The organism is Aquirufa aurantiipilula, from assembly GCF_019923745.1.
In the GTDB taxonomy this organism is placed as follows: Bacteria; Bacteroidota; Bacteroidia; order Cytophagales; family Spirosomataceae; genus Aquirufa; species Aquirufa aurantiipilula.
Window position 1 is genome coordinate 173715 of the sequence record NZ_JAANOG010000004.1, and the last position, 13258, is coordinate 186972.

11 protein-coding genes are annotated in these 13258 nt (G+C 38.7%); 2 read left to right on the forward strand and 9 right to left on the reverse strand.

Annotated elements, in window-relative coordinates; all coding sequences use genetic code 11:
* Positions 1-5: 5 nt before the first annotated feature.
* The gene (gene gcvP, locus G9H60_RS06010; RefSeq protein ID WP_223143180.1) at positions 6-2888 is read right to left on the reverse strand and encodes an aminomethyl-transferring glycine dehydrogenase; all 2883 of its coding nucleotides are present in this window, start codon (positions 2886-2888) and stop codon (positions 6-8) included.
* 104 nt (positions 2889-2992) lie between these two features.
* Here gcvP and G9H60_RS06015 point away from each other — a divergent pair, with 104 nt between their 5' ends.
* A complete protein-coding gene (locus G9H60_RS06015) occupies positions 2993-4594 on the forward strand; it encodes a M28 family peptidase (protein WP_223143181.1) in 1602 nt (533 codons plus the stop codon).
* Between the two features lie 385 nt (positions 4595-4979).
* On the opposite strand, the gene G9H60_RS06020 is transcribed toward G9H60_RS06015, so the two are convergent.
* Genes G9H60_RS06020 through G9H60_RS06030 form a run of 3 tightly spaced genes read right to left on the reverse strand, consistent with a single transcriptional unit; the run spans position 4980 to position 8628 of the window.
* Positions 4980-7136: a DUF4954 family protein gene (locus G9H60_RS06020; protein WP_223143182.1), complete on the reverse strand. Its 2157-nt coding sequence runs from the start codon at positions 7134-7136 to the stop codon at positions 4980-4982.
* The gene (gene gloA2 / locus G9H60_RS06025; RefSeq protein ID WP_262899963.1) at positions 7133-7534 is read right to left on the reverse strand and encodes an SMU1112c/YaeR family gloxylase I-like metalloprotein; all 402 of its coding nucleotides are present in this window, start codon (positions 7532-7534) and stop codon (positions 7133-7135) included. The genes G9H60_RS06020 and gloA2 overlap by 4 nt, the downstream gene beginning before the upstream one ends.
* Positions 7531-8628, reverse strand: coding sequence for a glycoside hydrolase family 130 protein (locus G9H60_RS06030; protein ID WP_223143183.1), 1098 nt, complete (start codon positions 8626-8628; stop codon positions 7531-7533). The genes gloA2 and G9H60_RS06030 overlap by 4 nt, the downstream gene beginning before the upstream one ends.
* Positions 8629-8823: 195 nt before the next feature.
* Here G9H60_RS06030 and G9H60_RS06035 point away from each other — a divergent pair, with 195 nt between their 5' ends.
* The gene (locus G9H60_RS06035) at positions 8824-9747 is read left to right on the forward strand and encodes a sugar phosphate isomerase/epimerase family protein (RefSeq protein ID WP_223143184.1); all 924 of its coding nucleotides are present in this window, start codon (positions 8824-8826) and stop codon (positions 9745-9747) included.
* A 104-nt stretch (positions 9748-9851) separates the two neighbouring features.
* Here the strand turns inward: G9H60_RS06035 and G9H60_RS06040 are convergent, their stop codons facing one another.
* The 5 genes from G9H60_RS06040 to G9H60_RS06060 are packed head-to-tail and all read right to left on the reverse strand — an operon-like array spanning position 9852 to position 13240.
* Positions 9852-10175, reverse strand: coding sequence for an MmcQ/YjbR family DNA-binding protein (locus G9H60_RS06040; RefSeq protein ID WP_223143185.1), 324 nt, complete (start codon positions 10173-10175; stop codon positions 9852-9854).
* Positions 10153-10797 (reverse strand): flavin reductase family protein, encoded by a 645-nt coding sequence (locus tag G9H60_RS06045; RefSeq protein WP_223143186.1) that lies wholly within the window; start codon positions 10795-10797, stop codon positions 10153-10155. Before G9H60_RS06045 ends, G9H60_RS06040 begins: the two co-directional genes overlap by 23 nt.
* Positions 10798-10801: 4 nt before the next feature.
* The gene (locus tag G9H60_RS06050) at positions 10802-11488 is read right to left on the reverse strand and encodes an outer membrane lipoprotein-sorting protein (protein WP_223143187.1); all 687 of its coding nucleotides are present in this window, start codon (positions 11486-11488) and stop codon (positions 10802-10804) included.
* The gene (locus G9H60_RS06055; protein ID WP_223143188.1) at positions 11488-12330 is read right to left on the reverse strand and encodes an ABC transporter permease; all 843 of its coding nucleotides are present in this window, start codon (positions 12328-12330) and stop codon (positions 11488-11490) included. Before G9H60_RS06055 ends, G9H60_RS06050 begins: the two co-directional genes overlap by 1 nt.
* Complete coding sequence (locus tag G9H60_RS06060; RefSeq protein ID WP_223143189.1) at positions 12320-13240, reverse strand: ABC transporter ATP-binding protein; 921 nt, start codon at positions 13238-13240, stop codon at positions 12320-12322. The genes G9H60_RS06055 and G9H60_RS06060 overlap by 11 nt, the downstream gene beginning before the upstream one ends.
* Positions 13241-13258: the final 18 nt, after the last annotated feature.

Genomic DNA, 13258 nt, shown 5'->3' on the forward strand with positions numbered 1-13258 from the left:
AAAAATTATTGCTCCATATAACTGGTAATCGGTTCGCAAGCACAGACTAAGTTGCGATCACCGTAGGCCGAATCAATGCGAGATACGCTTGGCCAAAATTTATTTGCTTTCACATAAGATAATGGGAAAACGGCTTTTTCTCTGCTGTATGGGCGATTCCATTCACCTACCAACACCACACTTTGTGTATGTGGCGCATTTTTCAATACATTATTGAGCTTATCAGCTTGTCCATCTTCAATTTCTTGGATTTCCGCACGAATACTCAACAAGGCATCACAGAAACGATCTAACTCTTCTTTGTTCTCTGATTCTGTTGGCTCAATCATCAATGTTCCAGCTACTGGAAATGAAAGGGTAGGAGCATGGAAACCATAATCCATTAATCGCTTGGCAATATCCTCTGCTTCTATCCCTACACTAGCTTTGAAAGGTCTACAATCCACAATCATTTCGTGGGCACAACGTCCATGTGAACCGGTGTACAGAATAGGGAATTTAGATTCTAAACGCGCTTTAATGTAATTGGCATTTAGTATGGCTGTTTCAGTCGCACGAGTTAACCCTTCTCCACCCATCATCGCAATGTAGGCATAAGAAATGGCTAAGATACTTGCGGAACCCACAGGACCAGCAGAAACAGCACCATGACTGCTAGCCTCAACCGAGTCTGTCATCACGTGGCCGGGTAAAAACGGTACCAATTGCTTCGCTACACCAATAGGTCCCATGCCAGGTCCACCACCACCGTGAGGAATACAGAATGTCTTGTGTAAATTCAAGTGACAAACATCCGCACCAATCGTCGCAGGAGAAGTTAATCCTACTTGCGCATTCATATTGGCACCATCCATGTACACTTGACCTCCATTTTCATGGATGATTTCACAAATTTCTTTGATGGACTCTTCAAAAACTCCGTGGGTACTTGGATAAGTGACCATCAAGCAAGCTAAATCATCTTTGTGTTCAATAGCTTTAGCTTTCAATTGTTCAACATCAATATTACCATTGGCATCACATCCCGTAACAATCACTTTCATTCCCGCCATCACAGCTGATGCAGGATTGGTTCCATGAGCTGAAGAGGGGATTAAGGCTACATTACGGTGTGAATCCCCACGAGAAGCGTGGTAAGCACGAATAACCATTAATCCAGCGTATTCACCTTGAGCTCCTGAGTTTGGTTGCATGGACATGGCAGCAAATCCTGTGATTTCACATAACCAATCATTTAATTCCATGATTAATCGTTGATAACCCCGAGTTTGACTGGCTGGAGCAAATGGATGCATTTTTCCAAGTTCAGGCCATGTAACAGGAATCATTTCCGTAGTAGCATTTAATTTCATGGTACATGAACCTAATGAAATCATGGAATGCACCATGGATAAGTCTTTGGATTCCAAGGATTTTAAATAACGCAACATACCATGTTCGGAATGATAGCGATTAAAAACATCATGACTTAAAAAGGTAGATTGACGAGTTAATTTTGCAGGAATTCTCCACGTGATGCTCATCTCTTCTCCTCCAATACCTTCCATTTTAACGCGTTGGAAGAAACCTAGAATTTCAACGACATCTTCTTCTTGCGTGGTTTCATCCAAAGCAATACTTAATTTGCTATTGTCGTTTCTGAAATAGCGGAAATTACGCTCAGAAGCTTCTGCCAATTCTCTAATTTCTTCGGTTAAATCCCCTGTATTGATTGTAATTGTATCAAAATGATGCGTGTTTTCTAAAGTAAAACCTAACTTCTGTACACCCGCAGCAAGTAATTCTGTTAGACCGTAAATTTTTGTGGCTTTATTTTTCAACTCCTCTGGACCATGGTAAATAGCATAGGCTGCAGCCATGATGGAAAGGAGTACTTGCGCTGTACAAATATTGGAAGTTGCTTTTTCTCGACGAATATGTTGTTCGCGTGTTTGAAGCGCCATACGCAAAGCCCTATTTCCTTCGGAATCGATGGACACTCCAATGATGCGGCCCGGTATATTTCTTTTGTACTTTTCTTTGGTCGCAAAGAAAGCGGCATGTGGTCCACCAAATCCCATGGGTACGCCAAAACGCTGAGAACTACCCACTACTACATCGGCTCCCATTTCACCTGGAGGAGTTAGTATCGTTAGGGCTAATAAATCAGCAGCAACCACCACTTGAATTCCATTTTCTTTAGCGGATTCAATGAGTGCGGTATAGTCAAATACCTCACCATTACTGGCAGGGTATTGTAAAACGATGGCATAATATTGCGCATCTGTTACATCAATTTGTAAGTGATTACCTACCACTACATTAATTCCGAGAGGTTCAGCTCTCGTCTTAAGAACATCAATGGTTTGCGGTAAGCATAACTCAGATACAAAAATCGATTCTGCTTGATTTCTTTCTGCAGGTCTTTGTCCATGTAACATGGTCATAGCTTCTGCAGCAGCAGTTCCTTCATCCAATAGAGAGGCATTCGCCAATTCCATTCCAGTCAAATCTATGATCATGGTTTGGTAATTCAACAACATCTCTAAACGTCCTTGCGCAATTTCCGCTTGATAAGGTGTATAAGCAGTATACCAAGAAGGGTTTTCTAAGATATTCCGTAGAATAACAGAAGGTACGATGGTGTCATAATATCCTAAGCCTATATGGCTTTTGAATATTTTATTTTGTCCCATAATTTGTTTGAAATCACGTAAAAATTCAAACTCTGTTTTGGGATTTGGTAGTCGTAAACCTTGCGCTAAACGTATAGGTTGAGGAACAGTTTGTTGAATTAAAGTAGTCAGACTATCTACGCCAATGGTTTTTAACATGGCCGCGATATCAGTTGGATTAGAATTGTTGTGACGCAATGAAAAATCTTCCCTGTATTTGAAATTGGGGATCATAGGATGAAGGCGAAATTTGTGTGAAAAAACGTTGTAAAATTAAACTTTTTATGGGATTTATTTTTCAATTCTTATCTTGCGAACTTAATTTTTTCCTCAACAAAATGAAAAAGACTTACTATTCGGTTTTAGCACTTTTTTTAGTTGCAAAACTTATTCCTTTGAGCCTCTTTGCTCAATCAAATCCAGTGCCATATGCCTATACGATTAAGGCTGAAGATTTGAAAAAACATTTGACTTTTATTGCTTCTGATAGCTTGAAAGGAAGAAATACGGGTTCAGCAGAACAAAAAGTAGCTGCCAATTACATCGCCAATCATTTTAAGGCAGTTGGATTAGCTCCAGTGCAAGGCAGTTATTTTCAAAAAGTTGATTTAGTCAATCGTGCTTGGACAAATGTAACAGCCCAAATCAAAGGGAAATCCTATGGCTATTTATCTGATTTTATGGCCTATGCTTTAGCTCCAGTTGCCGCAGGCTCAAAGATTCCAACTGTTTTTGCAGGATACGGTGTACAACAAGGCGCCTTTACCGATTTTGATAAGTTGAAAGCCAAAGGATCCATGGTCGTAGTTATTGATGGTGAAGCCAAAGATCAAGCAGGAAACTATATACTTTCTGGATCTAAAGACCCTTCCCCATTCGGTAAGGCAACAGGCTGGAGAGAAAAAATGAAATTAGCTCAAGCGGCTGGTGCTACAGGTTTGATTGTCATTACGGATAAGGATGAGAAAACATTTAGTGCTCAGGTAAATCAGCGTCAGGCTATGATGAAACGTTTTGGTAACGAGCGTATGGTTTTCAAAGAAGTTACTCCAAATAAAGATGCCGAATTCCCTGTGATTTTGATTTCATCAGCTATGGCCGCTCAATTATTGGGAACGGATGTAGCGGCACTTGAAGGTTTTAAAACCAAAGTTTCAACTGAAAAAAAATCAGTAGCTAGTAAATTTAAAGCTGGAACCATTGAGTTGAGAATAGAAAATACGGAAAGCCCCGTTGACACCTACAATGTAGTGGGATTTTTAGAGGGAACGGATAAGAAATCGGAGGTAATTGTGATTACCGCCCACTATGACCACATTGGTATTTCTGCTGATGGTCGTATCAATAATGGAGCAAATGATGATGGCTCAGGTACGGTTACTGTGATGGAATTGGCTGAAGCTTTTGGTAAAGCGGCAGCGGAAGGGCATCGTCCACGTAGAAGCATCTTGTTTATGACCGTTACAGGTGAAGAGAAGGGTTTGTTAGGTTCTGAGTATTATTCGAACCACCCATTGTTTCCTTTGGCAAATACTGTTTGTGATTTGAACATTGATATGGTGGGTCGTTATGATGATGAGCATGTGGGTAAACCAGATTATATCTATGAGATTGGCTCAGATAAATTATCATCTCAGTTACGTGCGGTATTGGAAGAGCAAAACAAGAAGCACATTGGTTTAGATTTGGATTATAAATACAATGACCCTAATGATCCGAATCGTTTTTATTATCGTTCTGATCATTACAACTTCGCCAAGCATAAAATTCCAGTGGCATTTTTCTTCAATGGCGTTCATGATGATTATCACCAACCAGGTGATGATGTAGAGAAAATTGAATTTGACCAAATTCAAAAAGTAGGTCGATTAGTTTTCTACATGGCTTGGGAAATTTCTAACAGAGAACAACGCTTGCCAGTGGATTCTAACAAACCATAAATGCATAATAAATATGAAAATAGCCTCAAATATCATTTGAGGCTATTTTTTTTTGATGTGTTATCAATATGTCAATGCATGAAAAAGGTAGGTCGTATTCAAGTATTGACAAATTTTTCTTTATTTCATTAACAATGTTGGAATAATACTTTTCATCGTGTTTCTTTTTTTTCATAAAAAAAATAAAAAAAAACAGAAGAAATAAGGTTAATCCTAAGACGAATTCTGCTTCGCAGAATCGATTTTCTCTCCGCTTACGGCTTAAATCTTTGACGCTTTCGCACATTTCCAATGCGCAAGGTCAAATATCCGCCTGCCGCTTCGCTCAAGCTCCGTTCAAATCTTTCGTTGGGATTAACCTTTACAATGTAGAATAATTCATCATCTATAATCCAGAATGTATAATTTTCTGGACAAAGGCTTCATGTGTCTTCTGCGCCTGAATGATAAAATCATTCTCTTTCCAATCTCCAATCACGTTTTCCATTTCTTTTTGGTTATGGAACATGGCTTGTCGGAAAGGATCTTGGAAATCTTTGGCACGTGAACTTTCAATGCCCTTAGCAATGAATCCAGATACTTCGATAGCCTTATTTTTCCATTTCAAAATGAATGCTGAATCAACTATATTTTCTGTTTCAATGATTTGTAATGCAGCTAAGGCATTTTGGAATTTAAGGTCAGGATACTGCTCTGCCTGATCTTGGTAAAACTGATGTACTTGGCTCCAGGCATTAATTTTACCTGAACGAATATTTGATTTCAACATATCAACAGCCTTGGAAGGGAACAATTGTCCACCAAGATTTTCCCAAGAAGATATTGATTTATTAGAAGCATTCTCTAAGAGCGTAATGGCAGATATCGAGGGATTTCTTTCTTGTGCTAAGAGCCATTCTTGAAAGGCATGATACTGGATTAAATCCTTAAAAATATGGTAAGCGCGATAACTTTTGGCAATTTTACTCTTGCGTTTGGAGTTTTCAATTCCAGTTGCCCAAACATCTAAATTGACGTTTTCGTTGGCTGGGTTTTCTAACCAATTTTTACCTGCTGCTTGCGTCTTTTCTGGAAGAGCATCGCCCACCCAAGTTTCTAATAAGGTTAAGGCTTTTAATATTTCTTCGATGGTATCTGGCGCTAGGAAATCATATTCCAATAGCATGTTTTTGTTAATCCTTTGATCGCGGTTGGCAAATTTCCAGGCATTCCTTGCTAAAGCATAGAGATTATACTGGAACCAATAAGCGGCAATGATTAATAAGCCTCCCGAGGCATCGTCGTTGCCAATCAAAGAAAAAGGCAATGGGTTTTGAATTTCCGCTGGATAATTTCCCTTTGAAATAAGATTGAAACTTGCAAATTTAGAATTATGCTTTAAGCTAATGGAAAGACCTGGCCAAAAACCTCTTCCTGCTTGTAATTCCCCATCTGCACCCCGACTGTTATGGTTGGAACCCAGCGTAGCACCAGCCGCCATATTGCTTTGTCCTTTGATGATTGCCGCACAAAGAAAGGAATTGTTATGGTGCTGTTCATGAGCAGGGAAAATAAGTGCATTCAATACCTCACAGCAGGAAATGGTCGAATTACTACCTAAAAAAGAGTTAATTAATCGGGCCCCGTATTTCAACTGAGAATGGGCAGCTAAAATAAATCGGACTGCTTTAACACCGTAAAAAATCCGGCAACCCTCGTGAATGATTCCATTGACAAGTTCACAACCTTCTCCAATTTGAGTATTGGCTTCAGGGTATGAAATGATGGTCAAGTTTTTTAATTTATTGGCACCCTTAATGTAGGTGTCAGAACCCATGTTCACATCCTTGATGATCCCTGTATTTTTAATCACAGTACGGTCTCCAATTTGACCGTAATAGCCCCTTTTACTAGAAAATTCAGCTTGAGTCAATGCTTTATATTGTGCTTGAAGCACTTCATCATCCCGATCTTGGGTCCATAAATAGGCATCCGCAGGTCGCATGCCCACAAATGGAATCACTTTTCTACCGCCGTTTTCATTTCCTAGTTCTAACCAAATTCGGATACGTTCCTCTTCTCCTTCCTTCACAATACCATTTCCAAACTTGGCGGTTGGCGTAGTAGCTAATTCATTAACTTGCAAAATCATGACTTCATTTCCAATTTGATAATTGGACAATAAATTTACCCGGTCAATACTGACATTGTCGCCAATATCACTACTGATGATGGTGCTGTTATAAATACCAACAGGCATTCTCAGGTTTTTAAATTCCAGATAGACATGTTCTAAAATACCAATTCGGATGATGCCAAAAAACCGACAATTTTTAATGAGGTGCGGGTTAAATCCGGGTTTCACCTGGATATCTTTCCAGTTTTCTGCTTCGTTAAAATTAGCTTCTAAGATTTCAATTTCACGAGCAGCCAGAGGGCGGTAGTCGGAAAGATTGATATTTTTATTGCGTAGATCGAATTCACTTTCTCCCTCTTTCAAATAGGTTTTATTGACAAATTCGTAGCCTAAATGGGCTATGGGTTTCTTCTCTATTCGATTCATCTTTCGTAAAATTCAATGGGTAAAAGATCAGGGTCACTGGTGAAGGTAAAGCGTTTTCCTGTAAATTCATCGATTCGGATATCTTCACAGATAAGGCCTTTTTGTTGTAAAATATGCACCGTATCATCCAAATTAGATACTTCAAAGGCAATATGTCTTAAACCGCATGCCTCAGGTCTAGATATACGAGCAGGAGTTTCTGGAAAGGAAAATAACTCGATGAAATAGACTCCTTGAAAGCTCAGATCTAGCTTATACGAATCTCTTTCTTTTCGGTATACTTCTCGGATCTCCTCAAATCCTAAAATTTCCGTATAAAACTGTTTGGATAGTTCATAATTGGAGCAGATAATAGCCACATGATGAATGCCAATAAGGGGGATTTTTTGATTCATCATCTTTGGGGACTAGTTGCAACGGCAATTTTTGAATCAGCGGTACCATAATATAAAAACCAGCGAGATTTAAAGGGAACCAGGCCTTCCACAAAACAGACTTCATTCACTTCTCCTATTTGTTCATACACTTTATTTGGCCAAATGAAGGGCTTATTAGAGCGCTGAATCAACTGGTATGGCCTTTCTAAATGGAATAAAGCTTGGGCTGCGCTATAGGTGAATTTGGGTAATTTAGTATCATTGAAATTAGCCGCATTACTGCTATTATAAATCAATAAAATACCTGATTTTTGCATTAATGCATAGGGGCCAGGTTCCACTAAGCGACTGTCGAAATAGCCTTTTCTAGGTTGCAGTACCGATATTCTTTGTTTGTTTTCAGCATCTTCCAATACATTCCATTGAATTAGGTCTTTGGATTGAGCCATGAATAAATCGGTATCACCAAAGTACATCCAGTAGGAGCCATTTATTTTCGTGGCAATCATTTTTGAGCCTACTTGTTTGACAACGATGGCGCCAGATTTCGACCAAAGGTCAATGTATTTAGGATCTTTCAACATGGGGCCCATTTTTTTCCAATGGATTAAATCAGTCGAAGTGGCAAAGCATAAACGGGCTGTTTTTCCGTCATAAGAAGTATAGGTAATTAGATAGCTTCCTTCTTCTGTTTGAACAATACGCGGATCTTCAATTCCTCCCGGCCATTCGTATTTTTTAAATGCATCTTGTTCTGGGAAAAGAATGGGTTGAGGCATTTTTTTGAAATGAATACCATCATCACTAATGGCTAAGCCGATGCGGGAAGTACCTAAAGAATCTTGGGCTCTGTAAAGTAAATGCACTTTTCCATCTTTTATTAAAGCTGTAGGATTGAGTACATTTTTATTTTCCCAGCCAACTGTTTTGCCTTGAACGGGGCAAAAGAACTGCTGTTTTAAGTCAGGTTTTAGGATGGGATTCGCCGCATCTTGCTTGGTGAAATTAGTTATTTGCCAAGTATTTGTGCTTTTATTTTGTCCCAAAGAAATAAGGGAACAAAGATAGATGGATAGTCCAAAAATATAAGAAGGGATTTTATAGAGTAGATTCATGTAGTATGGTGAGAGTTTAAATTTACTAAAATGCCTGTTGAAACGTATATTAAAAGGTAATTTTCGGCAAATTATTACCGAATGCTTCTTGTCAAAGAAGCCTACAGGTCAGCATTGACCGTAAATTTCTAATGAATTCATGCATTTGATCAAAGGAAAATTTTAAATTGGGTTATCATACCTATAAACATAAAAATGGAAAGACGAGATTTTTTACAATCCTCCTTATTGACAGGCTTAGCCACGGGCATGCCCTCAATTCAAGATAAAATTTTGGCACCTAAATTACAGCCAAAAATTAAGTTAAGTGTTTCCAGTTATTCTTACTGGCATTTTAAGGGCGATAAATTTCCGATTGAAAAGGTGATAGATGATGCGGCAGCTTTGGGATTGGAAGGGATTGATGTCTTACACAGACAAATGGAAAGTGAAGACAATGCCTATTTGCAAAAAATCAAGAAGCATGCATTTTTAAATGGAATAGCCTTGACTTGTTTATCCATTCATCAGGGATTTGTAACTCCCGATAAAGAGGAATTAAAAAAACATGTAGATCATACGATTCATTGCATTGAATTGGCCTATAAAATGGGTATCCCTTGTTTGCGTTTAAATACGGGACGGTGGAATACCATTAAATCCTTTGATGATTTAATGAAAAATAGGGGTATAGAGCCTATTTTGCCAGGTTATACGGAAGATGATGGATATAAGTGGTGTGTGGAAGGTATTCAACGATGTTTAGCGAAGGCAGAGGAATGTGGAGTGTTGTTGGCACTTGAAAACCACTGGGGATTAGGGTCAACGCCTGAGGGAATGTTGCGAATCCATGATACGGTTAATTCTCCTTGGTTGGGTTTATTGATGGATACTGGAAATTTCTTGGAAGATCCTTATGACAAATTGGAGAAAATAGCTCCAAAAGCAAGTTTCGTTCAGGCTAAAACCTATTATGGAGGAGGCGAATGGTATTCTTTGGAATTAGACTACAAGCGAATTATCAATATCTTAAAGAAAGTAAATTACCAAGGTTATATTTCCATCGAATTTGAAGGCAGAGAAAATGCCTATTCGGGTGTTCGAAAAAGTGTTGAATTACTCCGAAAAGCATTAGGATAGTTATCAATATCTTGGACAACAAATCACTTTTTAAATCGTTCGCTCTGAGACGCGCAACGCTGTCAAGGTTCCAAACCTTGCCAGCGTTAGGCCGGAGCGAAGGTTTATTTTTTCAAAACCAAGGTGTAAGAATCCGAAATCATCTCTTTCAATGTGGCGAAAGCGATTTGACCATTGACTACAATGGTATTCCAATGCTTTTTATTCATGTGGTAACCCGGTAACACACTATCTGGGAATTCTTCTCTTAGATCAATAGCCCGATCAGGGTCACATTTAACATTAAATTTCACTGGGATTTCATCCAAGGAAAGTAGCAGAAACATTTTATTGTTGACCTTGAACACCAAGTTGTCTGGGCCAAAAGGAAGACTTTCCTCTGTATTGGGTAAACTCAGTGCGTAATCACGAATTTCTTCTAGGTTCATCAGGTGCATCTGCCAAAACCTTGGCATAAGGGAGTTGGGCCAATTTTTTTATTTGATAATAAGTGTCCAATCCTCCTGCACTTACACTTTGGGCTAGCTCCAAATCAATATGTCCATCAGGCAGAAGAATGGAATCTTGAATGGAAATATATTGGATTTTGCCGACTAATAAAACGGTTTGGTTTGATTTGATCAAATGTTCTTCTTCCCAAGTTAATCCAATTTTGACTAAACTATTCTTCACAAAAGGTCCATCAAATTCAGGGATGCACTCTTCTTCTATGCCACAGGCATCAAATTCAGATTTTCCCCAAGGATATCTAGCAGATGTCTGATGAGCCTGCGGGACCATGGAAAGTGGAATTTGATTTAGAGTAAATCGCTTATTGGCTTGAATGTTTTTATAGCTATGACTATCAGCACCAACAGGTCTAAACAAAACGCCCATCATGGCAGGATTCGCCCCAATGTGGATCACATTACTAAAAATGGCCAAATTGGATTGATGTTGTTCATTGTATGTTCCCATTAAATGAACCGCCTTAGCACCAGTTAGATGATTAATCAAGTTCGTCCGAAACGACTTATCCATCGACTCGATGTCGGCTAAATGGGCTATCATGAGTTTAATTTTTGAAAATGGAGGACGCTATTCCTTGATTGATCTTGTAATTAGAAAATTTCACTGTGATATCGCCGGTTTTAGCTACTTGTTTTTGCGTATCTACTGTTTGGGTTTTATTGATATCTACCACAACGCCTTTGGGAACTTTGAATTTTTTGACATCCACCGTAAAAATAAGTTGCTCTGGTAAACCCCATTTGGCCTCTGTACCGTAAGCATAATCCGTACTTACTGTTCCATTACTTCTCGATGTGATTTGAGATTTCAAGACCAAGTTATTGTTTTTATCTATCCACAATTTGGCCAAAATAACATCTTCGCTTTCTCCGTTGGGTAACAAAGTGATGATTTCCGTTTCCTTGTTTTTAATCAATTCTTTGCCTGTACTGATGGCGTTGAATTGATCTTGATGAGCCAACAATTGAGCTAAATCTCCAAAACCTTTTTTAGGTAAAATGGCTATGCCCTTTGATTTTAAATGAAATTGATCTTTTTGTTTAAAATACAATGTTGCATTGACAGGAAGAATCTTGATCAAAGGGATATTCGATTTGATATTCAGATCAACTGAATAATCCTTGACTAGGCTCCATTTTTGTTGAAGTGCCTGAATGGTTTTTTGCGCATCTTGTCCTATGACTTGGAAAAGCGAACAGATATAAAGACAGATGGTCAATAGAATTTTCATTAGGCGCTGATGTCTTTTTTGTTGAAGGTATACATGGAAATGCCTAAGAAGAGCAAAATATGAGCTACCAAAATAATGACAGATTTAATGATTTCCGTTTTGGGTAGTGGCTCTTCAAAAAAGTTTCTCCAAGAAGCCATGTGGGTCGTAAATAAATAGGGACGAATGGAGTCAAATACAGAAACTTCTAAGGTACCAATGATGGTGAAAAGTATGATAATGGACATGGTTGCCACAATGGGGCCAATGGAGTTTTCTGAAAAACAAGACAAACATATCGACAAAGATGCGACTGTCAATAAGGCCAAAAATGCCACCGCAAATCCGCTGAGGTACCTCCATAGGACATCGTGCTCTTGTAAAATCACTAGGCCGTCGGTATTCAAAACTATCAAATCACCTGTTCCGAAAAATATTCTTCCAAATATCAGGGCCATAATACCTAACCAAATGATGATGCAGGCCGTATAAACAGCTCCAGCAATAAACTTAGATAGTAGGAGTGTAGTCCGTGAAATGGGTTTCGTCATCACAATACGGATGGTTCCCATGGCAAATTCTCCAGAAATCAAGTCGCCGGTGACCAAGGCCACCAATAAGGGAATTTGAACCAAAAGCATTTGTAAGATGATGAAGGCTATCAGATTTCCATTAAGCAAGTTGCCTTCAAAACTTAAGGTTTGTTCAAATGAGGATGTGACAAATGATAAAATCGATAATCCATCCGATTTTAAGGCGAATAAAATGACCCCTACCAACAGCGTAATTGCCCCTATTCCCAAATAGCTTCTGGGTTTGGCAGCAATCTTGATGAATTCATTATATACGCTTTTAAATAGCATCTTGTTGGACAATTTTAATGAAATAATCTTCCAAACTGCGTTTGGACTCTAAGGAGTAAATGGCAATTTCATGTGAATTCAAGAGCTGACTGATGCTTGGCACTTGATTTCGATTCAAATGAAATTCTAATTGATTTTCTCCTTTTACTTGTATTGGAATATCAGGAAAAGCATTTTTCAGTACTTCCAATGCTTTTTGTTGCGGTTCAACCTCCAACCGAATGAAGAGGTTTTCTGTAGACATGAGTTCTTTCACGGAACCTTCTACGATGGATTTTCCTTTGTTGATGATGACCATCCGATTAGCAATCATTTCGATTTCACTTAAATCATGTGAAGAAAGCAAGATGGTTTTTTGATGTTCTTCTTTTAATCTCAAAATCAAGTTTCTGATATCTATGATGCCTTGGGGATCTAATCCGGTGGTTGGTTCATCCAAGACGATCAAATCGGGATTGTGCAATAGCGTTTGCGCTATTCCTAACCTTTGCTTCATACCATGAGAAAAACCTCCCACTTTGTCGTGTTCTCGACCATTCAATCCCACAAAATCCAACATGGCATATATTTCTTTTTTGCTGGAATAGGTTCCTGAAATTCGGGCAAAAATATCCAGATTTCGGTAAGCGCTTAGGTATTTATAAAAATCGGGTTTTTCGACTATGCTGCCCGTCCTGCGTAAAATTTCTTCACGATGGTTTTTGATAGGCAAATCAAATAAACGAATATCTCCTGAATCGGCTTTTATTAAGGATAACATGCAGCGCATGCTCGTGCTTTTTCCAGCCCCATTGGGTCCTAGAAATCCAAAAACATCACCTTTGAAGACCTGAAAGCTAACATCCTTCACCGCTTGGAAAGTGCCAAAGCTTTTGGAAAGATGTTGTATGGATATGATGGACTCAGGCATGTAGGATGGAATATGCTT

Coding starts and splice junctions, on each gene's coding strand:
- G9H60_RS06055 (WP_223143188.1), bottom strand. CDS start 12,330: ATGCTATTTAAAAGCGTATATAATGAATTCATCAAGATTGCTGCCAAA.
- G9H60_RS06035 (WP_223143184.1), top strand. CDS start 8,824: ATGGAAAGACGAGATTTTTTACAATCCTCCTTATTGACAGGCTTAGCC.
- G9H60_RS06030 (WP_223143183.1), bottom strand. CDS start 8,628: ATGAATCTACTCTATAAAATCCCTTCTTATATTTTTGGACTATCCATC.
- gloA2 (WP_262899963.1), bottom strand. CDS start 7,534: ATGATGAATCAAAAAATCCCCCTTATTGGCATTCATCATGTGGCTATT.
- G9H60_RS06020 (WP_223143182.1), bottom strand. CDS start 7,136: ATGAATCGAATAGAGAAGAAACCCATAGCCCATTTAGGCTACGAATTT.
- G9H60_RS06060 (WP_223143189.1), bottom strand. CDS start 13,240: ATGCCTGAGTCCATCATATCCATACAACATCTTTCCAAAAGCTTTGGC.
- G9H60_RS06015 (WP_223143181.1), top strand. CDS start 2,993: ATGAAAAAGACTTACTATTCGGTTTTAGCACTTTTTTTAGTTGCAAAA.
- G9H60_RS06045 (WP_223143186.1), bottom strand. CDS start 10,797: ATGATAGCCCATTTAGCCGACATCGAGTCGATGGATAAGTCGTTTCGG.
- gcvP (WP_223143180.1), bottom strand. CDS start 2,888: ATGATCCCCAATTTCAAATACAGGGAAGATTTTTCATTGCGTCACAAC.
- G9H60_RS06050 (WP_223143187.1), bottom strand. CDS start 11,488: ATGAAAATTCTATTGACCATCTGTCTTTATATCTGTTCGCTTTTCCAA.
- G9H60_RS06040 (WP_223143185.1), bottom strand. CDS start 10,175: ATGAACCTAGAAGAAATTCGTGATTACGCACTGAGTTTACCCAATACA.